The organism is Pantoea sp. AG702 (assembly GCF_003182295.1).
GTDB classification, from domain to species: domain Bacteria; phylum Pseudomonadota; class Gammaproteobacteria; order Enterobacterales; family Enterobacteriaceae; genus Pantoea; species Pantoea ananatis.
Genome location: NZ_QGTU01000002.1, coordinates 475,946 through 500,787, shown reverse-complemented (window position 1 = coordinate 500,787; position 24,842 = coordinate 475,946). Strand labels below are relative to the sequence as shown.

General features: G+C 55.3%; 21 protein-coding genes and 1 other annotated feature. Of the genes, 9 read left to right on the top strand and 12 right to left on the bottom strand.

Annotated elements, in window-relative coordinates; translation table 11 throughout:
• Positions 1-232: 232 nt before the first annotated feature.
• A complete protein-coding gene (locus DFO57_RS08685) occupies positions 233-793 on the top strand; it encodes a GPR1/FUN34/YaaH family transporter (protein ID WP_110015274.1) in 561 nt (186 codons plus the stop codon).
• A gap of 45 nt (positions 794-838) precedes the next feature.
• Here DFO57_RS08685 and DFO57_RS08680 read toward each other — a convergent pair whose 3' ends face one another.
• The 3 genes from DFO57_RS08680 to tal all read right to left on the bottom strand — a co-directional run bounded on the left by DFO57_RS08680 (position 839) and on the right by tal (position 3,909).
• On the bottom strand, positions 839-2,146 hold the full coding sequence (locus DFO57_RS08680; protein ID WP_110015273.1) for an MFS transporter: 1,308 nt from the start codon (positions 2,144-2,146) through the stop codon (positions 839-841).
• Between the two features lie 104 nt (positions 2,147-2,250).
• On the bottom strand, positions 2,251-2,838 hold the full coding sequence (mog, locus tag DFO57_RS08675; RefSeq protein ID WP_013024555.1) for a molybdopterin adenylyltransferase: 588 nt from the start codon (positions 2,836-2,838) through the stop codon (positions 2,251-2,253).
• Positions 2,839-2,955: 117 nt separating this feature from the next.
• Positions 2,956-3,909, bottom strand: coding sequence for a transaldolase (gene tal, locus DFO57_RS08670; protein ID WP_013024554.1), 954 nt, complete (start codon positions 3,907-3,909; stop codon positions 2,956-2,958).
• Positions 3,910-4,116: 207 nt separating this feature from the next.
• Between tal and yaaA the strand changes: the two genes are divergently transcribed.
• Complete coding sequence (gene yaaA / locus DFO57_RS08665) at positions 4,117-4,890, top strand: peroxide stress protein YaaA (protein WP_014592877.1); 774 nt, start codon at positions 4,117-4,119, stop codon at positions 4,888-4,890.
• A 71-nt stretch (positions 4,891-4,961) separates the two neighbouring features.
• On the opposite strand, the gene thrC is transcribed toward yaaA, so the two are convergent.
• The 5 genes from thrC to DFO57_RS08640 form a co-directional block, all read right to left on the bottom strand.
• Entirely contained in the window at positions 4,962-6,245 is a 1,284-nt protein-coding gene (gene thrC / locus DFO57_RS08660; protein WP_013024552.1) for a threonine synthase, read from the bottom strand.
• Between the two features lie 3 nt (positions 6,246-6,248).
• Positions 6,249-7,178 carry a homoserine kinase gene (thrB, locus tag DFO57_RS08655; RefSeq protein ID WP_033770745.1) on the bottom strand — a complete coding sequence of 310 codons (930 nt, stop codon included), beginning with the start codon at positions 7,176-7,178 and terminating at the stop codon, positions 6,249-6,251.
• A 2-nt stretch (positions 7,179-7,180) separates the two neighbouring features.
• The gene (thrA, locus tag DFO57_RS08650) at positions 7,181-9,643 is read right to left on the bottom strand and encodes a bifunctional aspartate kinase/homoserine dehydrogenase I (protein ID WP_013024550.1); all 2,463 of its coding nucleotides are present in this window, start codon (positions 9,641-9,643) and stop codon (positions 7,181-7,183) included.
• Between the two features lie 25 nt (positions 9,644-9,668).
• Positions 9,669-9,793 (bottom strand) — a sequence feature (Thr leader region).
• Positions 9,726-9,800 (bottom strand): thr operon leader peptide, encoded by a 75-nt coding sequence (thrL, locus tag DFO57_RS23065; RefSeq protein WP_109707012.1) that lies wholly within the window; start codon positions 9,798-9,800, stop codon positions 9,726-9,728. Its footprint overlaps the feature before it by 68 nt.
• A gap of 194 nt (positions 9,801-9,994) precedes the next feature.
• The gene (locus tag DFO57_RS08640) at positions 9,995-10,693 is read right to left on the bottom strand and encodes a tRNA/rRNA methyltransferase (RefSeq protein WP_014606619.1); all 699 of its coding nucleotides are present in this window, start codon (positions 10,691-10,693) and stop codon (positions 9,995-9,997) included.
• 604 nt (positions 10,694-11,297) lie between these two features.
• Here DFO57_RS08640 and arcA point away from each other — a divergent pair.
• A complete protein-coding gene (arcA, locus tag DFO57_RS08635) occupies positions 11,298-12,014 on the top strand; it encodes a two-component system response regulator ArcA (RefSeq protein ID WP_013024548.1) in 717 nt (238 codons plus the stop codon).
• Between the two features lie 43 nt (positions 12,015-12,057).
• Here the strand turns inward: arcA and creA are convergent, their stop codons facing one another.
• Complete coding sequence (creA, locus tag DFO57_RS08630; protein WP_019106396.1) at positions 12,058-12,531, bottom strand: protein CreA; 474 nt, start codon at positions 12,529-12,531, stop codon at positions 12,058-12,060.
• 195 nt (positions 12,532-12,726) lie between these two features.
• Between creA and robA the strand changes: the two genes are divergently transcribed.
• On the top strand, positions 12,727-13,593 hold the full coding sequence (gene robA, locus DFO57_RS08625) for an MDR efflux pump AcrAB transcriptional activator RobA (RefSeq protein WP_013024546.1): 867 nt from the start codon (positions 12,727-12,729) through the stop codon (positions 13,591-13,593).
• 38 nt (positions 13,594-13,631) lie between these two features.
• On the opposite strand, the gene gpmB is transcribed toward robA, so the two are convergent.
• On the bottom strand, positions 13,632-14,279 hold the full coding sequence (gene gpmB, locus DFO57_RS08620; RefSeq protein ID WP_014606621.1) for a 2,3-diphosphoglycerate-dependent phosphoglycerate mutase GpmB: 648 nt from the start codon (positions 14,277-14,279) through the stop codon (positions 13,632-13,634).
• A gap of 60 nt (positions 14,280-14,339) precedes the next feature.
• On the opposite strand from gpmB, the gene yjjX reads away from it, so the two are divergent.
• The gene (gene yjjX / locus DFO57_RS08615; RefSeq protein ID WP_013024544.1) at positions 14,340-14,858 is read left to right on the top strand and encodes an inosine/xanthosine triphosphatase; all 519 of its coding nucleotides are present in this window, start codon (positions 14,340-14,342) and stop codon (positions 14,856-14,858) included.
• Here the strand turns inward: yjjX and trpR are convergent, their stop codons facing one another.
• Positions 14,859-15,179 (bottom strand): trp operon repressor, encoded by a 321-nt coding sequence (gene trpR, locus DFO57_RS08610; RefSeq protein WP_013024543.1) that lies wholly within the window; start codon positions 15,177-15,179, stop codon positions 14,859-14,861.
• A 44-nt stretch (positions 15,180-15,223) separates the two neighbouring features.
• A complete protein-coding gene (sltY, locus tag DFO57_RS08605; protein WP_013024542.1) occupies positions 15,224-17,143 on the bottom strand; it encodes a murein transglycosylase in 1,920 nt (639 codons plus the stop codon).
• Between the two features lie 270 nt (positions 17,144-17,413).
• Here sltY and atzF point away from each other — a divergent pair, with 270 nt between their 5' ends.
• From atzF to urtA, 4 genes are read left to right on the top strand one after another with little or no spacing between them, the layout of a single operon-like run.
• Positions 17,414-19,207, top strand: a complete 1,794-nt coding sequence (gene atzF, locus DFO57_RS08600; protein ID WP_019106394.1) for an allophanate hydrolase — start codon at positions 17,414-17,416, stop codon at positions 19,205-19,207.
• Positions 19,208-19,213: 6 nt separating this feature from the next.
• Entirely contained in the window at positions 19,214-22,831 is a 3,618-nt protein-coding gene (gene uca / locus DFO57_RS08595) for an urea carboxylase (protein ID WP_019106393.1), read from the top strand.
• A gap of 9 nt (positions 22,832-22,840) precedes the next feature.
• Positions 22,841-23,542 carry a GntR family transcriptional regulator gene (locus tag DFO57_RS08590; protein ID WP_013024540.1) on the top strand — a complete coding sequence of 234 codons (702 nt, stop codon included), beginning with the start codon at positions 22,841-22,843 and terminating at the stop codon, positions 23,540-23,542.
• A gap of 30 nt (positions 23,543-23,572) precedes the next feature.
• A complete protein-coding gene (gene urtA, locus DFO57_RS08585; protein WP_064373188.1) occupies positions 23,573-24,841 on the top strand; it encodes an urea ABC transporter substrate-binding protein in 1,269 nt (422 codons plus the stop codon).
• Position 24,842 lies beyond the last annotated feature (1 nt).

Below are 24,842 nucleotides of genomic sequence, written 5' to 3'. Positions count from 1 at the left end.
TTACATTCAACCCAACCTCACATGCTTTTTTTTACAACGTTCACAACGCTCGATGACAAGTAAATGGGGTCGCTTAGAAGCGCATCAAGGGTTAAATGAAAAAAAATTTTCAGTCCCTGTCAGACCAGGATCAAAGACGGCTATGAATACGCTGACTATTATGCGGCTCGCCGCGCTTATTCTGCATTGAGGCGGGCAGCGCCTTTTACGCTAACAACACCGCTGAGGAACGATGACAACGACAACACTGGCCAATCCTGCCCCCCTGGGGTTGATGGGATTCGGCATGACAACGATTTTACTGAATCTACACAATACGGGCCTGTTTGCCATGGATGTGACCATTTTAGCGATGGGCATGTTTTATGGTGGGATTGCGCAGGTGCTGGCCGGACTGCTGGCGTTTAAAAAGAATAATACGTTTGGACTGACGGCCTTTACCTCTTACGGCATGTTCTGGCTGATTTTTGTGGCTATTCAGTTACTGCCTGAAATGGGGCTGGCGAAACCGGCCAATGAGACCTTTTTAGGCGCCTGGCTAGGACTGTGGGGCCTGTTTACCCTGTTTATGTTCTTTGGCACGCTGCGGAGCGCAACGATGCTGCAGTTTGTTTTCGGCTCGCTGGCGTTGTTGTTCCTGTTACTGGCGACGGGTCACCTGGCGCATCTTCCCGCGCTGATCCCCTGCGCAGGCTGGGTCGGGTTGGTGTGCGGTGCCAGCGCCTGTTACCTGGCCATAGGTGAAGTGCTAAACGAAACCTTCGGACGGATCGTTCTGCCCATCGGCGCGTAAGCAAATGGTCGAGGCAGCACGCGGAGCCCGGCTCCGCGTGCGTGTTTATGCCTGTTTTATCCCGTCACACAGATTCGGCTCATGGCTGATATCCTGTCTGAGCCAGAGACCGGTCAGCAACCCGACCAGCGCAAGCGTCATGACATACCAGCCGGGTGCCATGGTGGAAACGTTCATCAGCAGCGTCACGCAAATCGGCGTCAGGCCACCAAATACCGCATAAGAAAGATTATAAGAGAACGACAAGCCGGTGAAACGCACCTCAGCAGGGAACGCACGTACCATCACAAAGGGCACAATCCCCACGACGCCCACGCTAAAACCCACCAGCCCATAGAGCTGAAACAGGTAATCAGGATACTGAGGCGCGAGGGAATAGAACATCCCGCTACACAATGCCAGCAGCACGCTACCGAGGCTCAACGTCCGACTGGCGCCAAAACGGTCCACCAACAGCCCGGCAACGATGCACCCGATACATAACATGATAATCGCGATGCTGTTGGCCTTTAAGGTGAGCGCCGGGGCCATACCATGCTGTTTCTGCAGCCAGACCGGCGCCATTAAAATTACCACCACGATGCAGGCAGACAGCATCCAGGTCAGCAGAATCGAAATCACGACCGATTTTTGGTGTTTAAGGATTACGGTTTTCAGCGGCAGCTCCTGCGCCAGCGTTTTACGCTGCTGCATTTCAATGAAAACCGGCGTTTCATGTAGCCAGCGGCGAAGATACATCGCCCCCAGGCCAAACAATCCGCCCAGGAAAAAAGGAATACGCCAGCCGCCATCATGAATGGACTGCTGGGTCATGGTGGTATTAATTAAGGTTGCCACGACCGACCCTAACAGGATGCCGATAGTGAGTCCGGCGGTCAGCGTGCCGCAGGCGATACCAATACGTTTGTAGGGCACGTGCTCCGCCACAAAAACCCATGCGCCCGGGACTTCCCCGCCAATCGCCGCGCCCTGTAGCATGCGCATCAGCAGCATTAACAGGGGGGCCGCCAGGCCAATCGCGTCCCAGCCAGGCAGTGCGCCCATAGCCAACGTGGGCAGCGCCATCAACAAAATACTCAGGCTGAACATTTTTTTGCGGCCCACTTTATCGCCAAAGTGGGCCATGATGATGCCGCCCAGCGGACGCGCCAGGTAGCCCGCTGCAAAAATGGCGAACGTCTGGAGCTGACGGAGCCATTCAGGAATATCGCTGGGGAAGAAAATCTCGCCGATCACGGCAGCAAAAAAGACGAAAATAATAAAGTCGTAAAATTCCAGCGCGCCACCCAGCGCCGCGAGTGCCAGCGTTTTGTAATCCTGGGGTTTCAGGCGCGGTGTCTCAAGTGTGGTCATAAGCGTCCAGAGAAAGTGAAAACAGTTGTAAAGATTCGCTTACTATACCGTCAATTTATCACCACACCAGCGAGCCTGTAGCTTATTCCTGAAAAGCAAAATATTTAGTTATTTATCTCACGTATAGCGCTTTTGGGGCGAAAAGCTGCTACCACATCCGCGTGCGTCTCCACGTAAGGGCCTTCCAGAAGCTGTAAACAATAAGGTACAGCCGCAAAGATGCCCGGAACGTTTATCTTGCCCTGATCGTCTTTCAGGCCTTCCAGGGTTTCCCTGATGGACTTCGGCTGGCCGGGCAGATTGAGAATGAGCGACTGTTTACGGATTACCCCTACCTGACGCGACAGAATGGCGGTCGGCACAAACTGCAGGCTGATTTGCCGCATCTGCTCACCAAACCCCGGCATCTCGCGATCGGCAACGGCCAGCGTGGCATCGGGCGTAACATCACGCCGGGCCGGACCTGTCCCTCCGGTGGTCAATACCAGGTGGCAAAAACGCTCATCGACCAGCTCGCAAATCGTCTGTTCTATCATGGGCTGCTCATCGGGCACCAGGCGCGTTTCCACTTCAAAAGGCGTGCTGATCGCGCTGTTCAGCCAGGCTTCCAGGGCAGGGATCCCCTGATCCTGATAAATCCCGTTCGCGGCGCGATCGGAAACCGAGATCAATCCGATACGTAATGTGTTCATGATGATATTCGCTGTGATTTACCGCAGTGCGGTGCATGGGGAAGGAGGTACTAAGAAGAATAACAAACGGTGGCGGAAAGGGAAAACCGTGGCGACAGCGCCGCCACGGTAAAACGATTACAGCATTTCTGCCAGCATCTTCTCAAGCTTGCCCTGGTCGATGGCAAAATTACGAATGCCTTCGGCCAGCTTGGTCACAGCCATAGGATCCTGATTGTGCTGCCAAAGGAACTCGGATTCTGTCATCTTAGCCGGACGCGCTTTAACTTCACCCTTGTAGCTCAGCTTACGCTCCAGTGTGCCTTCACTCTCCGCCAGCTCTTTCAGCAGCGCAGGCGAAATGGTCAGACGGTCACAACCGGCCAGTTCGATGATCTCACCGACGTTACGGAAGCTGGCGCCCATCACAACGGTTTCGTAACCGTGCTGCTTGTAGTAATCGTAGATTTCAGACACGGACACCACGCCAGGATCTTCGTGTGGCGCGTACTCTTTCTTATCCGTGTTCGCTTTGTACCAGTCGAGGATACGGCCAACAAACGGCGAAATCAGGTAAACACCCGCTTCAGCACAGGCACGCGCCTGAGCGAAGGAGAACAGCAGGGTCAGGTTACAGTTGATACCTTCTTTTTCCAGCTGCTCTGCTGCACGAATGCCCTGCCAGGTGGAGGCCAGTTTGATCAGGATACGATCGTTGCTGATACCGGCATCGTTGTACAATTTAATCAGGCTGCGAGCTTTGGCAATGCTGGCTTCGGTGTCATAAGAAAGGCGAGCATCTACTTCGGTGGAGATACGGCCCGGCACCAGCTTAAGAATTTCCAGACCGATGTTAACGGCCAGCTTGTCGGATACCAGCTGCAGCTGTTGTTCTTTATCGCTGCTCTGCTGACGCGCCCAGGCGATCGCTTCATCAATCAGTTTGCGGTATTCAGGGATTTGAGCAGCATTGAGAATCAGAGAAGGGTTGGTCGTTGCGTCCTGAGGCTGATACAGCTTCATCGCTGCGATATCACCAGTGTCGGCCACTACGGTGGTCAGTTGACGCAGGGAGGTCAGTTTGTCCGTCATGTTTTTTCTCTTAGTTAACTGTCAGGGTGATAAAAGGCTGTTGGGATAATATCACGCGGTAACGGTGGTGCAAGGTCAGGGAATGCCGTTTACGATAGCGCGAACAAATAGGAGTGATTTGCCGATCCTTGCGGCTTTTTTGCTACACTCGCAGGCAACAATTACAGGCTAACCCCTTAAAAAAAGGGACTCATTGAGGAAGCGACGATGTTGATGGTGATTTCTCCTGCCAAGACGCTTGATTATGAAAGCCCCCTGACGACGCAGCGTTTTACCCAGCCCGCGCTGTTAGAAAAGTCACAACAGCTGATTGAAATTGCGCGTAAGCTCTCGCCGGCACAGGTCGCTTCACTGATGAGCATTAGCGACAAGCTGGCACACTTAAACGCTGACCGCTTTAACAGCTGGCAGCCGGATTTCAATCTGAAGAATGCCCGTCAGGCTATTCTGGCGTTTAAAGGTGATGTCTATACCGGTTTACAGGCCGAGACGTTTAGCGAGCAAGATTTCGACTTTGCCCAGCAGCATCTGCGTATGCTGTCCGGACTTTACGGCCTGCTGCGGCCGCTGGATTTAATGCAGCCCTATCGGCTGGAAATGGGCATCAAACTGGCTAACCCGGCCGGTCAGGATCTCTACAGCTTCTGGGGCGATCTGTTAACGGAAAAACTGAACGACGCGTTGGCCAGTCAGGGCGATGACGTGCTGATTAATCTGGCTTCCGATGAGTACTTCAAAGCCATCAAACCCAAGAAACTGCAGGCGCGCCTGATTAAACCGGTCTTTCTGGATGAGAAAAATGGCAAATTCAAAGTGATCAGTTTCTATGCGAAAAAAGCGCGGGGACTGATGAGCCGTTACATCATTCAGAATCGCCTGACGAAGCCAGAGCAGCTTACGCGGTTCGACGTGGATGGCTATGCTTTTGCGGCTGAGGAAAGCCGTGAGAATGAGATGGTGTTTAAACGCGCCGAACAGTAACAACAGCCCGACGCATTAGCCCTGCAAAAGCGATGAGGTGGTCAGCCCACCTCATCCTGACTGACAGAGCATTACTTGAGCAGAAACGCCCGAAGTTGGGCAAAATCTGCGCCCATCTGATGCGACAGCAGGGGCAGATCCGCGCGCTCAGCCAGCTCGGCAGGCAATGCCAGTTTCTGATCCAGAATGCTTTCCACGCTCTCCAGGAACTTAGCCGGATGGGCCGTTCCGAGGAATAAACCAAACTCCCCTTCCTGCAGCTGGTCACGCAACAGACGCCAGGCAATTGCCGCATGCGGCTCAGAGACGTAACCCAGCTTCGCCAGCTCGCGCATCGCTTCACGCGTAACATCGTCCGTTACCGCACCGTAAGCCAGATCGCTCAGACGCCAGGTTTTACGGCGGAACAGCTCTTCCACACGCGGCCAGTTGTTTGGCTGGCTAACGTCCATAGCATTCGACAGCGTCGCCACGGTGGCGTTAGGCTGCCATTCACCCTTGCCCAGGAAACGTGGCACCGTATCATTGGCGTTGGTCGCGGCGATAAAGCGTTTAATCGGCAGACCCAGTGATTTCGCCAGCAGGCCGGCCGTTAAATCACCAAAGTTTCCGCTTGGCACGGAGACCACCAGCTGATTACGCTTCTCCTGCGGCAGTTGGGCAACCGCTTCAAAGTAGTAGCAAATCTGCGCCAGCAGGCGGCTGATGTTAATCGAGTTAGCGGAGTTCAGGCCGATCGCCTTTTTCAGCGCCTGATCGTCAAACGCCTGCTTAACCAGCGACTGGCAGGCGTCAAAATCGCCGTCAATCGCAATGGTTTCGATGTTGCCGCCCAGCGTGCAGAACAACTTCTCCTGTAACGGGCTGATTTTCCCCTGCGGATAGAGGATGACAACACGCACATTCTCCATACCGTAAAAGGCGTGAGCCACGGCAGCACCGGTATCGCCGGACGTCGCCGTCAGAATGGTAATTTGCTCATCCGACCCGCTGACGTATGACAGCATCTGCGCCATGAAGCGGCCGCCAAAATCTTTGAACGCCAGCGTCGGGCCGTGGAACAACTCCAGGCAGGCAATGTCGTCGCTGACGGCCTTAACCGGCGCCGGGAAGGTGAACGCGGTTTTCAGGCGTTCAGTCAGGTGCGCTGCCGGGATTTCATCCCCGATATAGGCTGAAAGGATTTTACTGCTGCGGGTAACAAAATCCATTTCCAGCATGGCATCGATGTCGGTCAGTTCAAATTCCGGCAGTTCGAGCGGAAAAAACAGCCCTTGCTGTGAACCCAGACCTTGTTTCACCGCTTGGGCGAAGCTGACCTGCTCGTTATGATCCTTAAGGTTGTAGAGTTTCATGCGTTATCCCAGTTTACGTGCGCCAGCCGTATCAAGACGGCAGATATGGACGAAGCCTTCATCGTTCTGCAGATAGTGCTGGCTCAGCCAGTCGGCCATCTGCTGCGCCGTTTCCATCTGGTTGCAAACGGCAAATAGCGTGGGGCCGGAGCCCGATATTCCACAGGCCAGCGCGCCAATATCCTGCGCGGCCTGGCGAGCCTCGGCAAAGCCCGGTAACAGCTGAGTACGATAAGGCTCAGCAATGACATCCTGCATAAGTTTAGCCGCCAGCGCGGGTTGGCGCGTATGACAGGCGTGAACAAAGCCTGCCAGCAGACGACCGTGTTTGATGCAGTCCTGCTTTGCATACTGCGCAGGTAAAATCGCCCGCGCTTCCGCCGTCGAGACTTTAATACCCGGATAGGCCATAACCCACAGCCAGTCGTCAAATCCGGGTACGGCCTGACTGATAATGCCGTTTTCTTCCAGCATCAGCTGAATACCGCCAAGGAAGCAGGGCGCGACATTATCGTAATGTACGCTACCGGAGATGCGCCCTTCCAGTTCTCCCATCAGGGTCAGGAGCTGAGTGTCATCAAGCGGGTTACCACAAAATTCATTCATCGCCATCAGGCCAGCCACCACGGAGCAGGCGCTGGAGCCGAGGCCGGAGCCGATCGGCATATTTTTTTCCAGCGTCATCGCTACAGGTACGGTTTTGCCAATCGCTTCACAAAAACGCTGCCAGCACTGATAGACGATGTTCTCTTTGGGATCGCTGGGCAGCTTACTGACAAAACGTCCCGCATTGCTCAGGCTAAAGCTGTCGGCCGCCTCGACCGACACGCAGTCACCCAGCAATGTACCATCCACTGGCGATACCGCCGCGCCCAGCACGTCAAAACCCACGCTGACGTTACCGATTGAGGCCGGCGCATAAATTTTTACCATCATTACACTCCCAACTTCCATGACAGTGTGCGCAGCAGATCGGCAAACACGCCCGCAGCTGTCACATCGTTTCCTGCACCGTATCCGCGCAATACTAACGGAATCGGCTGATAATAGCGGCTGTAAAAGGCCAGCGCGTTTTCGCCATTTTTGACTTTGAAAAGCGGATCGTTACCGTCAACCGCATCGATCTTCACTTTACATGCCCCGCCCTCTTCGATCACGCCAACCAGACGCAGCACTTTGCCTTCAGCACGTGCCTGTTCCACCCTGGCTGCAATCGCCGCATCGGCTTCGGGTAACTGCGCCATAAACTGGTCGACATCGGCGATGGCATTCAGATGCGCGGGCAGCAGGGGTTCGATTTCAATGTCGCTCATTTCGAGCGAATGCCCCGCTTCACGCGCCAGAATCAGCAGCTTGCGCGCGACATCCGTACCTGAGAGATCATCGCGAGGATCGGGCTCGGTAAAGCCCATCTCGCGTGCCATCCTGGTCGCTTCTGACAGCGATACACCTTCATCCAGCTTGCCAAAAATATAGGATAGCGATCCTGATAAAATTCCAGAGAACCTGATCAACTCATCGCCTGCATTGAGCAGATTTTGCAGGTTCTCAATGACGGGTAAACCCGCGCCGACGTTAGTGTCATACAGGAACTTACGACGCGATCCCGCCGCCGCCACACGCATCTTCTGATAGTATTCCCACGACGAGGTGTTGGCCTTTTTATTCGGCGTGACCACGTGAAAACCTTCCGCCAGAAAATCTGCGTACTGGTCGGCAACCGCCTGGCTCGAGGTACAGTCCACAATCACCGGATTCAGTAAATGATACTCTTTAACCAGGCGAATTAAGCGCCCCAGGTTAAACGGCTCTTTGGCCTGCGCCATTTCGCCTTTCCAGTCGCTGAGATCGATACCGTGCACGTTGGTTAACAGCGCCCGGGAATTCGCAATGCCGCAAACGCGGAGATCGATGTGCTTTTGTTTAAGCCACGTCTGCTGGCGATGCAGCTGATCCAGCAGGGCGCCGCCGACTCCGCCGACGCCCACCACAAAAACCTCAATCACCTGGTCGGTGGCAAACAGCATCTGATGCACGACGCGCACGCCCGTGGTGACGTCATCATTATTGACCACGACCGAAATAGAGCGTTCAGACGATCCCTGAGCGATAGCGATAATGTTGATATTGGCGCGCGCCAGGGCAGAGAAGAATTTCGCTGAAATCCCGCGCAGGGTGCGCATGCCATCCCCTACAACCGAGATCACCGCCAGATTTTCGATAACGTCCAGCGCATCCAGCAATCCATCTTTCAGTTCAAGATAGAATTCGTCTTCCAGCACACGGCGCGCTCGCGCCTGCTCGCTCTGAGGAACACAGAAGCTGATGCTGTATTCAGAAGAAGACTGGGTGATTAACACCACTGAAATCCCGGTGCGTGACATGGTCGCGAACACGCGGGCGGCCATGCCCACCATGCCTTTCATCCCCGGGCCAGACACGTTAAACATCGCCATATTATTCAGGTTGGTGATGCCCTTAACCGGGAATTCATCCTGTTCACCATTGGCGCTGATCAGCGTACCTGGGGCCTGCGGATTGGCCGTGTTTTTAATCAGGCAAGGGATCTGGAACTGGGCGATAGGCGCGATAGTCCGTGGATGCAGGACTTTCGCCCCGAAATAGGAGAGCTCCATCGCCTCCTGGTATGACATGGATTTGAGCAGGCGGGCATCCGGCACCTGACGGGGATCACAGGTATAAACCCCGTCTACGTCGGTCCAGATTTCGCAGCAATCGGCACGCAGACAAGCCGCCAACACGGCAGCAGAGTAGTCGGAACCGTTTCGGCCCAGCACCACCAGCTCGCCCCGCTCATTACCGGCGGTAAAACCGGCCATCAGGATCATATTTTCAGCCGGAATTTTACTGGCTTCGATGCGGCGGGTTGATTCTGCGATATCCACGGTAGACTCGAGATAGTGGCCGATGGCTAACAGCTTCTCGACCGGATCGATAACGCTGACGCCATAACCTCGTGCCTCAAGCAGCTTTTCCATAATCGCAATCGAGAGCTTCTCACCACGACAGATCATCGCGGCGTTGACGCTGTCAGGGCACTGTCCCAACAGGCTGATCCCGTGCAGCACCTGTTTAAGCTGAGCAAACTCGCTGTCTACGCGGCTTTTAAGCCCGTCATAGTCGAAACCGGGTTGCGCCTCGGCCAGCCCCTGCAGCAGCTCCGCAAAGATGCGCGTCGCGTCACTGATATTCGGCAGCGCATCCTGACCGCTAATGGTTTTTTCGATCATCGCGACCAGATGGTTGGTAATCTTAGCGGGCGCAGAAAGCACGGTGGCAACCTGTCCCTGTTGCGCATTACTTTCCAGAATATCGGCCACGCGCAGAAAACGCTCTGCATTAGCAACCGAGGTCCCACCGAATTTCAGCACTCGCATGATGTCAACTCTCCTGATTTTGAGTCAAAAAAAAACCCGCACTCGTGAGGTGCGGGCTTCTTTTCTGTTTTTCCTGGATGCGTCAGCCCGCCCCTTTACCGATCGTAATGGTAATGGTGGTGGTAATAATTGTGGTGTTCAGGCTGTGATTACGCATTCAGATTTATTTTTTCTGTCTGTCATTGATTGTCCGTCTGCGTCAAGAAGTAAAGCAAAGCGCACATTAAGTCAACGGTTTTATCCGTTGCGCAAATACAGACCACAATGTTTAGCATGCTGTTAAACAAAAAAAGCCTGGTGAATCGTTTGTTATACCGCATTTCGTTAACATCTGTGACTGTATAGTCACGCTTAACCCGAGGATTTATCTGCCAGCTTTTTTTCCACGTCATGCAACAAACGGTGCAACATCGCACTGTCGCGCTGCTCTAACAGGCCAATACGCTGATTAATCCAGTCGGCCATTTTATTGTCGTCACTCACCTCTAACCGGCTCAGTAACTGTTCAAACCGCTGGCGCAGGGCTTGGAGCTGCTGACCATCGGCCGCTGGGGCGACAGGCGCAGCCACCTGATTGAGCGCCGACAGCTGGTAACAGTAAACCATAACGGCCTGCCCCAGGTTCAGTGAAGGATAATCGTTTGCCATTGGAATGCCGGTGAGCAGGTCAACCTGCTCCAGCTCTTCATTGGTCAGCCCGCTGTCTTCACGGCCAAATACCAATGCCATGCTGTTTACCCACTGACGTTTTTCCCGCAGTTGCGCTTCCACCTGCTGCGGCGTTGCATAATAGCGGAACCTGGCCCGACTTCGCGCGGTCGTGGCGACGGAAAAGTCGATGTCTGCCAGCGCTTCGGCCAGCGTATCAAAGGTTTTTATCCTGTCCAGAATATCACCTGCGCCATGAGCTACGCGGCGGGCGGCCGGATCCTGCCATGCATCACTGGCAACAATACGCATTTCATTAAAGCCCATGGTTTTCATGGCACGCGCCGCCGCGCCAATATTTTCTGCCCGGGCAGGTGAGACGAGGATAAGAGGAAAAAGCATGATCATTCCATCAGTAAATGTGCACGCTGCTAGTGTAACACGCACCTGCTTTATTGAGGGATATAGGTGGTCATGTTAAGACTCTGACATACATGTTAAAACACGTTAAAAAAGGCCGGAGCGCGCCTTTTTATCATAAAGTGCACATTATCAAAACCTTCAAAATAAAAGCCTTTCATTTCAGTCCACTGTAATAGTAAGTTTCTAACATCATATTTAGTGATAAGCCGGGCTGGCGGGGACAAAAATGAGACGTAATGTCAGCCAGCACGCTATTTTTTGAGATGTTTTTCACAGAAATGTTAACGTGCTACAATTGCATTTGATATAAGTCAACGAAGCGTTGTTTTTATGCTTACCAGTTGTTGTTATTGCTGTTAGGTTGCTGTTAATACAGTTAGTATGTGTTTCAAATTATTATTCCGCAGGGCATGGAATTTTTACCCCGGCAGGCTGGCGAATACGGTTGTTGACCTTGATAAAAGCTTATCAAAATTTACTTTTGTACAACGGTTCAGCAAAGCTTGCCGTTCTCCGCACTGGAGAGCACCTAACCGCTGTACGCCCTGTTTTCAATTTAGTTGGCAAAATTAGGTAGCTAAACATGCAGACCCCGCACATTCTCATCGTTGAAGACGAACTGGTCACGCGCAATACCCTCAAAAGCATTTTTGAGGCGGAAGGTTATGTCGTGTACGAAGCGACCGATGGTGCAGAGATGCACCAGGTGTTGACCGACAATGATGTCAATCTGGTTATTATGGACATCAATCTGCCGGGTAAAAACGGCCTGTTACTGGCACGTGAACTGCGTGAGCAAGCCAATGTCGCATTGATGTTCCTGACCGGACGCGATAACGAAGTCGATAAAATTCTTGGGCTGGAAATTGGTGCAGACGACTACATTACTAAGCCGTTTAACCCACGCGAATTAACTATTCGTGCACGTAACCTGCTGTTGCGCACCATGAATTTGCCTTTACCCAATGAAGAGCGTCGCCAGGTTGAAAGCTATAAGTTCAACGGCTGGGAGCTGGACATCAACAGCCGCTCACTCATCAATCCCAACGGTGAGCAGTACAAACTGCCGCGCAGTGAGTTCCGTGCCATGCTGCACTTCTGCGAAAACCCCGGCAAGATTCAGACGCGTGCTGATTTGCTGAAGAAAATGACCGGACGCGATCTCAAGCCACACGACCGTACTGTTGACGTGACAATCCGTCGTATCCGTAAACATTTTGAATCCACGCCAGATACCCCTGAAATCATCGCCACCATTCACGGCGAAGGTTATCGTTTCTGTGGTGACCTGCAGGATTAAGCTGGCAATCATTTAACGCCCTTACGGGCGTTTAATGATTGCCTTAGTGCCACGGCATAATCGGTACGGCGCTTAGCGCATTTTTAGGTGAACCATCCACCACTTTATCTGAGTAAGCCAGATAAATTAATGCGTTACGCTTGCTGTCAAAGAAACGCACGACCTGCAGTTTCTTGAAGATCAGCGATGTGCGCTGACGAAACACTACGTCACCCTGTGCTTTGCCTTTGGCAATTTTCTCGCTCAGTTCTACCGGCCCGATTTGCTGACACGAAATGGCCGCGTCTGATGTATCTTCCGCTAATCCCAGCCCGCCCTTGATACCGCCTGTTTTCGCCCGGCTGATGTAGCAGGTGACATTTTTTACGTCGGGATCGTCGAATGCCTCAACCACAATTTTGTGGTCGGGTCCAAACATCTTAAACACAGTGTCGACGGAGCCAATCTCTTCAGCCAGAAGCGGACTGGAAAACAGCAAACCCGCGAAGGTGACGAGCAGGAGACGAGGTATTGTCATTGAGTTACCATTGCAAATGTAATAGATGAGCATGTAATGTACTGTCAATCGATACAATAACCAACGTAAAAAGGGTATAAATTCCCGCGTAGATAGCACAACCATCCCAGTCAAAACCAAACATGTCTTTAAAGCAATAAGTGCTATTATTCGTCGACTTCATTTAGCTGCGCCACCAGAGTATGAGGATGTTTTATGGACCAAGCCGGTATCATTCGCGATTTGCTTGCCTGGCTGGAGAGCCATTTGGATCAACCACTTTCACTGGATAACGTTTCCACTAAAGCCGGTTATTCTAAATGGCATCTACAACGGATGTTTAAAGACGTTACCGGACACGCCATTGGCGCCTATATCCGGGCACGACGTCTTTCCAAAGCCGCGGTGGCACTTCGCCTGACCAGCCGCCCGATTCTCGATATTGCTTTGCAGTATCGGTTTGATTCACAGCAGACCTTTACACGAGCCTTTAAAAAGCAGTTTAATCAAACACCTGCATGGTATCGCCGCTCGTCTGACTGGAATTCATTTGGTATTCGCCCACCCATTCGGTTAGGAAACGATCAGCAGCCGGAATCGCAGTTCGTCACCCTGCCGGAGACCGTTCTGGTGGGACAGACACAGAGCTACACCTGTACCCTGGAACAAATTTCCAGCTACCGCGATGAAATGCGTGTCCATTTCTGGAAACAGTTTCTGTTGGAAACGGATACGGTTCCGCCCGTGCTCTACGGTCTGCACCAGGTCCGTGCCAGTCATGAAAAAGACGATGAGCAGGAGATTCTGTACACCACAGCCGTGCCAACCGACAGCGCGACCAATATGCATTCGGGCCAGAAGGTCATTCTTGAAGCCGGGGATTACGTTCAGTTCAACTACAGCGGTCCGCGCGTTGAACTTCAGGAGTTTATTCTGTTGTTATACGGTACCTGCATGCCGACGCTGGGCCTGACGCGCCGCATGGGGCAGGACATCGAGCGCTTTATTACCCACGGCGGTAAAAAGCGCAGCGAACCGCCTACAGAGATTCGTTGTGAATATCTGATCCCGATTCGCCGTTAATACCTGGTGTGATGCCGCCGTAATGACGGCATCATCGATTAACGCTGAAGCTCGTCCATCGCGGGTTCGTCGAGGTGGGCAATATCACCCGCCGTTTCCACGACCCAACCCTGTGCCAGCCATGCGCTCTGCTGATGATCAACGCGGGAAATCGAACAGTTGCGCAGGCGCAGGCGACGTTCGGCATAGGCCGGTAGTCCCAGAATGGTGCTGACCAGCACGCCCAGCGCCATGCCGTGGCTGACCAGTAGCGGGCGGCTCCCTGCCGGCAGCGCCAGGCAGGCATTAAGTGCCTCCTGCATACGCTGCGCCAGTTCCGTCATGGATTCGCCCTGAGGAATGCGGCCGCCCTCGCTGCCGTTCACCAGCGAAGCACGCCAGCCCTCTTCTTCCGGGCTCAGTTCATCTAGCAATCGTTTTTCCAGTATGCCCATGTTCAGCTCCCGCAGTCGCGGGTCGAAAGTGATATCACAACCACAGGCATCGGCAATGATTTCAGCGGTGCGCCGGGTGCGCCCTAAATCGCTGGAAATAATATGCGTGATACCGGCGCTTTTGATGCGTTCACCGACCTGACGGGCTTGTTGCTCACCTTTTTCCGTCAGCGGACTGTCGGAGTGCCCTTGAATGCGACGTTCTGCATTCCATACCGTTTCACCGTGACGAACAAGATAGACCTGTAGCATGCTTAGTTTCCGTTATACTGCGACCAAAATCGCCTTAATTACCTGAGGGTTCAATTAATTATGTACCATGTTGTCGCAGCTACCATCAATCCAGCGAAGATTCGTGCGATTGCTCAGGCATTCAACGACGTTTTCGGCGAGGGATCCTGCCATATCGAAGGGGTCGAGGTCGAGAGCGGCGTTGCGGCACAGCCTTTAACCAACCTCGAAACGCGAACTGGCGCACGCCAGCGCGTGATGAATGCCCGTCAGGTTCGTCCGGAAGCCGACTTCTGGGTGGCGATTGAAGCCGGAATTGAAGAAGAGTGCGCTTTTGCCTGGATGGTGGTGGAAAACCAGAAACAGCGGGGAGAGTCACGTTCGGCCAGTTTTACCCTGCCGCCGGTGGTGATGGCCGGTTTACGTGAAGGACGCGAACTGGGTGAGGAGATGGCGCGCCTCACCGGCATCGACAATATTAAGCACAAAGGCGGCGCAATCGGCACCCTGACCCAGGGCCTGCTCAGCCGCTCCAGCGTTTACCACCAGGCTCTGATACTGGCGCTCTGCCCGCTAACCCATCCGTTCTATCAGCAGTAATCAGCGACGCGTCAGGTGTGCTTCCAGCCACTGCTTCAGTGCCGGAGGCGCCTCTTTCAGGCTATTTGATCCGCGGGTAATCGTGGCAATGCCCACGCCCAGTTCGTTTTTCAGTTCACGCTGGCTGATGTCGCCATTCAGCAGCGATTCAATGATACGCAAGCGTGTACCAAAGGACTCTCGTTCATCTGGCGTCGTCATCAGCTGTAACAGCGGCAGCGCCTGGTTATCCGCAAAAGCCTGTTGCATCAGCTCAACAAAACGCAGCCAGTGCGCGTCCGTAGCCGGGTCAGTCGTGGATGGCACAGAGGGTTGATTCATGAGAGGCTTCCGTACTCGCTAAAGAGTACGGAAGCTTAACACAGCTAGTAGCGGCGATTCCACTCAGCATCGGACAGGATCTTGTCCGGCTGACCCAGGAAGTAGCGGTAGTACGCATCATAGGCCAGCACATTCTTCACGTAACCCCGGGTTTCCGAAAACGGAATGGTTTCGATAAAGGCGACGGCGTTGAGATTGCCTGCTGTACTGCCTTGCCAGGTCCGTACGCGTCCCGGGCCGGCATTGTAAGCCGCTGAGGCGAATATCCGGTTCTTATCAAACTGCTGATAAACATACTCCAGATATTGCGTCCCGATCTGAATGTTGGTCTGCGGATCGAACAGCTGAGACGCGTTCACATAGCCCGGGATGCTAAACATCTTCACGGTGTGTGTTGCGGTCGTCGGCATAATCTGCATCAGTCCGCTGGCACCCACCGGGGAACGGGCTTTCGGGTTCCATGCACTTTCCTGACGGGAAATCGCCATCGCATAACTCTGCGGAATGGATTTACCCTGGGTGTTCTGCTTATACAGATCCTGCCATGCCAGCGGGAAACGCTCCTTCAGGCTGTCCCACATTTTCGCGGTGATCGTGGCCTGTACGCTCAGATCCCACCAGTCCTGTTCGCTTGCGTAGCGCGCCAGCATCTGCTGCTGGACATGGGTTTTGCTGCCGATCAGGTTGGCCCACTCGCTGCGTGCCAGATTGTCCATGCCCCAGTACATCAGCTCACGCACGCGTGCGAGTTCTGGCCCCTGGGTGGTTGCCGCGTCAGGTTTGGGTGCCGCATCGACCTGAAGAGGATAGTCCACCCCTAAACGTTGTGCGGCAACCATAGGATAAAAACCGCGCTCTTTCATCAGCTTACGCAGAATGTCATCGGCTTCTTCTTTGCGATCTTTTGAATAAAGCAAATCGGCCTGCCAGTACTGCCACTCGTCTTTCTCTTTCGCTTCAACCGGCAGACGCGCAATCCAGGTGTTCAGGCCACGACGATCGTTTTCACTCAGCGCCAGGCGCACCCGCCGTTCTACTAACGCGGTCGATTCGCTGTTCATCACCACCGCATCGCGCCAGCGCGCCTGCTCGGAGGTCAGATCGCTGCCCATCATCCGCCAGACGACAATCTCTTTCAGCGCCTGCTCATCTTCTGGCCCCATTTTTTGCGCGCGCACCAGCTCAGGGATCAGGCTACGGGCTGTTTCCATATCGGCACGGGCAACGCGGGTAAAGGCAAAAATCGTGGCCTGGCGCGTGAAGTCGGTTGCGCCCACGCTGTTGGCAAAGGTCGTGACGGACTGAGGATCTTTCTGCAACGCCAGTAATGCATCCGACATCGTCTTGTAATCGGCAGGCAGCGTTTTGGCCAGATAGCTGACCAGGCTGTCATTGCCCGCTTTCATTGCCAGGCGGATACGTTCAAGAATAGTGATGGGAGAAAGCTGACCGCTGGCCTGCCACACGGAGAAGAGCTTATCGCAGTCATTCGGCAGGGCCGTGCCGCGCAGCCAAATGGCTTTGGCACCGTCAAATGCCGCCTGCTGCTTTCCGGTTGACCATTTGGCATAGTACCAGTTACAACGTGCCTGCACCGGCGTGGGCTCGTCGGGGCTGAAGTTAAGCACGCCTTGCCAGTCCTGACGATGCGCCAGTACGTTAACAAAACGCGTTTTCAGCGAGCGCGCTGGCGGTAAAGTCGGATACTTTTGAATAAAATTTTGTACTGCCAGGCTGGTTTCCTGGTCCAGGTCCTGCGCCAGCAGACGGTATTCTAAATAAGGATAAAGCGGATAATCCTGTAGCGTCGGTAACAGCTGTTCAACTGTTGCCATCTGATTACTGTCCCAGGCCTGCTTAATTTGTTGATATCGTTGCCGTTGTTGATCAAGCGAATCAGCCCATGCGCTGCCGGCCGTGCTGACCAGGCAGATCCCTATCATCCAGTTACGCCACTTCTCCACGTAAATCTCCTCTGTTGCTGGGCGCTGGCTCTGTGCCAGACGTTATTCATGCTAACCAGGGGAAGCCACTCTTGCCATGTTCTTCACAAAATTTACCTTCGCACCGCTTTAACGCACCCTGATGTCACACTGCCTGCGCGACAACTGTGCGTTTTATCATCACATCTTCTTATGGCTGTTCGAATTATCTCATTGATTCATGGCATTAAAATTCTGGCACGTCCTTTGCTCTGTTGAATCCCATCTTGTATACCTGTTGGAATTCACTGCATGGCTTCGACATTCGGTTTGACCCTTAATGACTGGCAGCAACGCGTTCGGCAACACCCGGAGCAGGTTCACACGCTGCTGGCTGAACACCTTTCTGAGCTGGATCCAGACGATAATGCGTGGATCTGTCTTGCCACTCCCGCCCAGTTAATGGCGCAAACTGAGCCGCTCCTGGCACGTTACCAGCAGGATCCGGATGCCCTTCCACTGTTCGGTGTTCCCTTTGCCGTGAAAGATAACATTGACGTGGCTGGCTGGCCGACAACGGCAGCCTGCCCTGCATTCCGTTATATCGCCGCCGAGGATGCCTTTGTGGTGGCACAGCTTAAAGCGGCGGGCGCGGTGGTGATGGGGAAAACTAACCTCGACCAGTTTGCTACCGGACTGGTCGGTACACGTTCACCTTACGGCGCGGTATGTAACACCTTTGACACGGACTTTGTAAGCGGCGGCTCCAGTTCGGGATCGGCCTCGGTACTGGCTCGAGGGCTGGTGGCGTTCTCTTTGGGTACCGATACCGCCGGTTCAGGCCGGGTGCCCGCCGGTTTCAACAATATTGTCGGTCTGAAACCGACCAAGGGCTGGCTGTCTGCGCGCGGTGTCGTTCCTGCCTGCCGCCTGAACGACACGATTTCCGTCTTTGCGCTGACGGTGGACGATGCGTTTCGCGTCGCCAGCCTGGCGGGAGGATACGATGCTCAGGATGCCTACTCGCGCGTTCATCCTCGTACGGCGCCCGCGGGCATGAAATCCCATCCTGATTTCGCGATTCCTGCCGCCCCCGTGTTTTTTGATGATGCGGCTGCCGAAGCGGCCTGGGACGCCGCGCTGACCGCACTGCAGGACAGCGGCGCCACGCTGCATCCGATTGATTTCACCCCCTTCACGCAGCTCGCCGAACAGCTCTACTACGGCCCGTGGGTGGCGGAGCGTACCGCTGCCGTAGGCGAGATGCTCAACCACCCGGAGAAGATGGATCCGGTGGTGCACAGCATTATCTCGACGGGTCTGAAATACAGTGCCGTCGAGGCCTTTGAGGCCGAATACCTGCGCGCCCGGCTGGCGCGCCAGATTCAGCAGGCTCTGGCGCCGTTTGATGCGCTGGTCGTGCCCACGTCCCCCACGATCTATACCCTGGATGAGATGCAGCAGGAGCCGGTGATTTACAACTCACATTTTGGTACTTACACCAACTTTACCAATCTGGCCGATCTTGCCGCACTGGCGCTGCCCGCCCCTTTCAGAAACGACGATCTGCCCGCGGGCATTACGCTCATCGCCCCCGCCTGGCATGACCGCGCGCTGGCGCAGTTTGGCCTGCGCTGGCAGCAGGCTATGGCCCTGCCGCGCGGCGCCACTGGCAAGGCCCAACCCGCTGAGCCTGCGCCGCTTCCCCTTTCCAGCGACCACGTTCGCATTGCAGTGGTGGGCGCGCACCTGACCGGCATGCCACTTAACTTTCAGCTCACGCAACGCCAGGCCGTCCGGGTAGAAGAGACCCAGACGGCCAGCCAGTATCGCCTGTTTGCCCTGCTGGATGGCCCGGTCAAAAAGCCGGGACTGATGCGGGCGGAACAGGGCGCCGCCATCGCCGTCGAGCTCTGGGATATCCCCCTGGCGCGCTTTGGCGAATTCGTGGCCGAGATCCCACAACCCCTAGGCATTGGCAGCCTCACGCTTGCCGATGGTCGCGTGGTGAAAGGCTTTATTTGTGAAGGTTCCGCGCTGACGCACGCGCTGGAGATTACCGAATTCGGCGGCTGGCGTAACTGGCTCGCTTCTCTGGAGAGTTAATCAATCATGTTCAGCACCGTTCTGATTGCCAATCGTGGCGAAATTGCCTGCCGCGCTATCCGTACCCTGAAACGTTTGGGCATTACCAGCGTCGCGGTCTTTTCCAATGCCGACCGTAACGCGCAACATGTCAAAGATGCCGATATCGCTATTTGTCTGGGCGGTGACAAAGCCAGCGACAGCTATCTGCGCATTGATAAAATTCTGGCGGCCGCGCAGGAAAGCGGCGCCCAGGCTGTCTGGCCGGGCTACGGTTTTCTCTCTGAAAGCCTGCCGTTTGCCGCCGCCTGTGAGGAGGCCGGCATCGTATTTGTTGGACCGACAGCGCAGCAAATTGGTGAGTTCGGTTTAAAGCACCGTGCCCGTGAACTGGCAGCGCACGCCGGTGTTCCCATGACGCCAGGCACGCCGCTGCTCGACTCGCTGGATGACGCCCTGGCCGCCGCGAGCCATATTGGTTATCCGGTGATGTTAAAAAGCACGGCCGGGGGCGGCGGCATCGGCCTGACGCGCTGCGCGGATGCCGAGGCGCTCCGGCATGCCTGGGAGAGCGTGCGCCGGCTTGGCGAACAGTTCTTCAGCGACGCAGGCGTATTTCTTGAACGCTGCATCGATCATGCCCGCCATGTTGAGGTACAGATCTTTGGCGACGGCAAAGGCACCGTGGTCGCTCTGGGCGAGCGCGACTGCTCTCTGCAACGCCGCAACCAGAAAGTGGTAGAAGAAACGCCCGCTCCCTGTTTGCCCGCTGCAACCCGCGATGCGCTGCTCGCCTCGGCAGTCCGGTTGGGCGAGGTGGTCAATTACCGCAGCGCGGGCACCGTCGAATACATTTACGATGCGCAGCAGGACGCCTTCTATTTCCTGGAGGTCAATACCCGCCTGCAGGTTGAACATCCGGTCACCGAATGCGTCACGGGTCTTGACCTGGTCGAGTGCATGTTGCGCGTGGCTGCCGATGAAGCGATCGACTGGCCGCGCCTGCAGCAGGCACCTCAGGGCGCCTCGATCGAAGTCCGGCTCTACGCTGAAGATCCGCTTAAACACTTTCAGCCTTGTCCCGGTGTCTTAACCCATGTGCACTTTCCCGAGGATGTGCGCGTCGATAGTGGAATCAGCACCGGTAGCGACGTATCGAGCTACTACGATCCCATGATCGCCAAACTGATCGTTCATGCTGAAACCCGGGACGCCGCGCTGGCCAAACTGCAACGCGCGCTTAATGCCACTCAACTGCACGGCATCGCCACCAATCTTGATTACCTGCGGCAGGTCATCGCCACCGACGCCTTCCAGAACGGCAACGTCTGGACTGGTTTTCTGGATGATTTCACGCCATCGGCCCCGGTGGTGGAAGTTCTGCAGCCCGGCACCTTTAGCTCCGTGCAGGACGTTCCGGGCCGCCTTGGCTACTGGGATATCGGCGTACCGCCCTCCGGCCCCATGGACGACTATGCTTTCCGGCTGGCTAACCGTATCGTCGGCAATCATGAGGCCGCAGCAGGACTGGAATTTACCTTACAGGGCCCGACGCTGCGTTTTCATTGTGCGACGACAATTGCCCTGACCGGCGCTGACTGCGCCGCCATGCTGGATGGTGAACCCGTTGCAAACTGGCAGCCTGTCACGGTCAATGCGGGACAAACGCTCACGCTGGGCCGCGCGCTGCAAGGCTGTCGCTGTTACCTGGCCATCCGTAATGGGTTTGACGTACCGGAATACCTCGGCAGCCGCTCCACTTTCTCGCTTGGTCAGTTTGGCGGGCACGCGGGGCGGACGCTGCGGGTTGCCGATATGCTGCCGGTTTCCCAGCCGCTGCTGGCCGCCTGCACCACACCGGCCCCGATCAGCGCCCCCCAGGCGCTCAGCCCGGCGCTGATACCGACCTACACGAACGAATGGCACATTGGCGTGCTGTACGGGCCGCACGGCGCACCTGACTTCTTCACCCAGGCCGCCATCGACGACTTTTTTGCCAGCGACTGGCAGGTACACTACAACTCAAACCGCCTTGGCGTACGCCTGGTCGGGCCAAAACCGAGCTGGGCTCGCGCTAACGGCGGTGAGGCCGGTCTGCATCCCTCCAACGTACATGACTGCGAGTATGCTATCGGCGCAGTCAACTTTACCGGTGATTTCCCGGTGATCCTCACCCACGACGGCCCCAGCCTTGGCGGCTTTGTCTGCCCGGTAACGATAGCCAAAGCCGAGCTGTGGAAAGTCGGTCAGGTTAAACCTGGTGACAGCATCCGTTTTCACCCCATCAGCGTAGAGGAAGCGACCGCGCGGGAACAGGCTCAGAAGCAGGTGATTGCCACGCTGCGGCCGCACTCTGCGCCCGCGTTTGCCGTCCCCTCGCTGGCTGAAAACCGCTTTGGTTCCGGCACCCTGCTCGCCGCTGTCGCCGCCACGGAAACCTCCCCCAAGGCGGTCTATCGCCAGGCCGGTGATAAATACATCCTCATCGAATATGGCGACAACGTCCTCGATCTGGCATTGCGTCTGCGTGTGCATTTGTTAATGGAGGCGCTGCGTGCTCAGCCTGTTACCGGGATCGAAGAGCTCTCTCCTGGCGTGCGCTCGCTGCAAATTCGCTACGACAGCCTGGTCCTGAGTCAGTCGCAGTTAATGAACGTGCTGCTGGAACGGGAAGCGATGCTCGGCAATGTCAGTCACCTGAAAGTTCCGTCACGCATCGTCTGGCTGCCGATGGCCTTTGAAGACAGCGCGACGCTCGGTGCGGTGGAACGCTATAAAGAAACCGTGCGTGCCAGCGCGCCCTGGCTGCCAAATAATGTCGATTTTATTCAGCGCATTAACGGATTAACCAGCCGCGACCAGGTCCGCGACACGATCTTTGAGGCCAGCTATCTGATTTTAGGGCTGGGGGATGTGTACCTTGGCGCGCCCTGCGCCGTGCCTGTCGATCCCCGTCACCGCCTGCTGAGTTCCAAATACAGCCCGGCCCGTACCTTTACGGCAGAAGGCACCGTCGGCATCGGCGGGATGTATATGTGCATTTACGGCATGGACTCGCCCGGCGGCTATCAGCTGGTGGGCCGTACCTTACCTATCTGGAACAAGTTCCTCAAAAATGCGCAGTTTACTGCAGGCGAACCCTGGCTGCTGCGCTTCTTCGATCAGGTGCGCTTTTATCCCGTAACGGAAGAGGCGCTGACGCAGTTACGTGACGATTTCCGCGAAGGTCGCGCCACGCTGCGTATTGACGAAACTGAATTTGACTTTGCCGCTCACCAACAATTCCTGGCGGATAACGCTCAGGACATCACGGCGTTTCGCCAGCGTCAGGCAGCGGCTTTCGAGCAGGAAGTCACGCGCTGGTCGCAGGAGGAACAGGAGATCGCCTCTCCTCCAGATAAAGCGCCTCATACCGCCGCTGAAGATGACAGCGCGCACGCGGTGCAGGCAGATATGAACGGCAATATCTGGAAAGTGCTGGTACAGCCCGGGGATGACGTCAGCGCGGGTCAGACGCTGGTGATTGTTGAAGCAATGAAAATGGAGCTGGCGATTGCAGCCCCCTGCGCCGGTCGGGTGAAACGCATCGCCTGTCAGGCAGGGCGTGCCGTCAGCCCTGGCGATACGCTGCTGTGGCTGGAATAAGGAGAGCCGATGACAACCCGTTTACCCCGTAATAAAGCGCGTCCGGAAGCCCTGGCGGAACGTGTTTACCAGACGCTGAAAAACGACATTTTTGAGTTTCGCCTGATGCCCGGTGACCGCTTCAGCGAGAGTGAAATTGCTGAACGTATGGCGGTCAGCCGCACGCCAGTCCGGCAGGCACTGTTCTGGCTGGAGCGTGAAGGCTATGTCGATGTGTGGTTTCGCAGCGGATGGCAGGTCAAAACCTTCGATTTTGCCTATTTCGAAGAGCTGTACGATCTGCGCACGGTACTGGAGTGCGAAGCCGTGAAGCGTCTGTGCGAACTGCCCTCGGCGCAGTGCGCCGCCCGGCTGCGCGAGCTTTATCAGTTCTGGTGTGAGGCCGCCCGGCTGGATGACGGCAAGAAAGTGTCGCAGCACGATGAGGCCTTTCATATGACGCTGGTCGCCGCCGCAGGCAACAGTGAGATCGCGCGTATTCACGCTGAACTGACCGAGAAGATCCGCATTATTCGTCGTCTCGATTTTACCCGCGAAGACAGGATCGCGGCGACGTATCGCGAGCACGCGCAAATTTTACAGGCCATTTTTTTGCAGCAGACCGGCAAAGCCCAGCAGATGCTGAGCGAACACATTGCCGCCAGTAAGGCTGAGGTCAGGAAGATCACGATCCATATGTTACAGCAGGCCAGGCTCCAACCCATCGAATAACGCATCCATCTAACCAGGGGTTTAACATTGATGAAAAGACGTTCATTGCTCAAGGCTTTTGCACTCTCCGCTACCGTTGCAGGTATGGGATTCTCATGGAACGCCCAGGCGGCTGACACCATCAAAGTGGGTATTATGCACTCGCTTTCCGGCACTATGGCGATTTCCGAAACGCCACTGAAAGATGTCGCCCTGATGACCATTGATGAAATCAATGCGAAAGGTGGCGTGCTGGGTAAAAAGCTCGAACCGGTGGTGGTGGATCCCGCCTCAAACTGGCCGCTCTTTGCCGAAAAGGCGCGCCAGCTGCTGACCCAGGACAAAACTGCGGTGGTGTTTGGCTGCTGGACCTCGGTATCACGAAAATCCGTGCTGCCGGTCTTCGAAGAGCTGAACGGCCTGCTCTTCTACCCGGTACAGTATGAAGGTGAAGAGATGTCACCGAACGTCTTCTACACCGGGGCAGCCCCTAACCAGCAGGCTATTCCGGCAGTGGAATACCTGATGAGCCAGGATGGCGGCGGCGCGAAACGCTTCTTCCTGTTGGGAACAGATTATGTGTATCCCCGCACGACCAACAAAATTTTGCGGGCTTTCCTGCACACCAAAGGCGTACAGGATAAAGACATCGAAGAAGTTTATACCCCGTTCGGCTACAGCGATTACCAGACCATCGTGTCCAATATCAAGAAGTTCGCCGCAGGCGGGAAAACCGCGGTGGTCTCCACCATCAACGGGGATTCCAACGTGCCGTTTTACAAAGAGCTGGCGAATCAGGGCATCAAAGCCACCGATATACCGGTGGTGGCGTTCTCAGTGGGCGAAGAAGAGCTCCGTGGAATTGATACCAAACCGCTGGTCGGCCAGCTCGCCGCCTGGAACTACTTCGAATCGCTGGATAACCCGACCAACGCCAAATTTGTCGCCGATTACCGTGCTTATGCCAAAGCCCATAACCTGCCGAATGCCAGCAGCGTTGTGACGAACGATCCGATGGAGGCGACCTACGTAGGGATCCATATGTGGGCGCAGGCCGTCGAAAAAGCGGGCACCACCGACGTGGATAAGGTGCGCGCCGCCATGGCCGGTCAGACCTTTAAAGCGCCGGATGGCTTTACCCTGACGATGGATCAGACTAACCACCATCTGCATAAACCCGTGATGATTGGCGAAGTGGAAGAAAACGGTCAGTTCAACGTGGTCTGGCAAACCGACAAACCGGTACGCGCCCAACCCTGGAGCCCGTATATCCCCGGTAATGACAAAAAACCCGATCACCCGATGAAAACGTCTCAGTAAG

Excerpts from the sequence above, each read along its gene's own strand:
- yjjX (WP_013024544.1), top strand. The coding sequence starts at position 14,340 with ATGTACCATGTTGTCGCAGCTACCATCAATCCAGCGAAGATTCGTGCG.
- DFO57_RS08685 (WP_110015274.1), top strand. The coding sequence starts at position 233 with ATGACAACGACAACACTGGCCAATCCTGCCCCCCTGGGGTTGATGGGA.
- arcA (WP_013024548.1), top strand. The coding sequence starts at position 11,298 with ATGCAGACCCCGCACATTCTCATCGTTGAAGACGAACTGGTCACGCGC.
- creA (WP_019106396.1), bottom strand. The coding sequence starts at position 12,531 with ATGACAATACCTCGTCTCCTGCTCGTCACCTTCGCGGGTTTGCTGTTT.
- thrB (WP_033770745.1), bottom strand. The coding sequence starts at position 7,178 with ATGGTAAAAATTTATGCGCCGGCCTCAATCGGTAACGTCAGCGTGGGT.
- gpmB (WP_014606621.1), bottom strand. The coding sequence starts at position 14,279 with ATGCTACAGGTCTATCTTGTTCGTCACGGTGAAACGGTATGGAATGCA.
- DFO57_RS08640 (WP_014606619.1), bottom strand. The coding sequence starts at position 10,693 with ATGCTTTTTCCTCTTATCCTCGTCTCACCTGCCCGGGCAGAAAATATT.
- tal (WP_013024554.1), bottom strand. The coding sequence starts at position 3,909 with ATGACGGACAAACTGACCTCCCTGCGTCAACTGACCACCGTAGTGGCC.
- robA (WP_013024546.1), top strand. The coding sequence starts at position 12,727 with ATGGACCAAGCCGGTATCATTCGCGATTTGCTTGCCTGGCTGGAGAGC.
- atzF (WP_019106394.1), top strand. The coding sequence starts at position 17,414 with ATGGCTTCGACATTCGGTTTGACCCTTAATGACTGGCAGCAACGCGTT.
- thrA (WP_013024550.1), bottom strand. The coding sequence starts at position 9,643 with ATGCGAGTGCTGAAATTCGGTGGGACCTCGGTTGCTAATGCAGAGCGT.
- DFO57_RS08680 (WP_110015273.1), bottom strand. The coding sequence starts at position 2,146 with ATGACCACACTTGAGACACCGCGCCTGAAACCCCAGGATTACAAAACG.
- urtA (WP_064373188.1), top strand. The coding sequence starts at position 23,573 with ATGAAAAGACGTTCATTGCTCAAGGCTTTTGCACTCTCCGCTACCGTT.
- DFO57_RS08590 (WP_013024540.1), top strand. The coding sequence starts at position 22,841 with ATGACAACCCGTTTACCCCGTAATAAAGCGCGTCCGGAAGCCCTGGCG.
- yaaA (WP_014592877.1), top strand. The coding sequence starts at position 4,117 with ATGTTGATGGTGATTTCTCCTGCCAAGACGCTTGATTATGAAAGCCCC.
- uca (WP_019106393.1), top strand. The coding sequence starts at position 19,214 with ATGTTCAGCACCGTTCTGATTGCCAATCGTGGCGAAATTGCCTGCCGC.
- mog (WP_013024555.1), bottom strand. The coding sequence starts at position 2,838 with ATGAACACATTACGTATCGGATTGATCTCGGTTTCCGATCGCGCCGCG.
- thrC (WP_013024552.1), bottom strand. The coding sequence starts at position 6,245 with ATGAAACTCTACAACCTTAAGGATCATAACGAGCAGGTCAGCTTCGCC.
- trpR (WP_013024543.1), bottom strand. The coding sequence starts at position 15,179 with ATGAATCAACCCTCTGTGCCATCCACGACTGACCCGGCTACGGACGCG.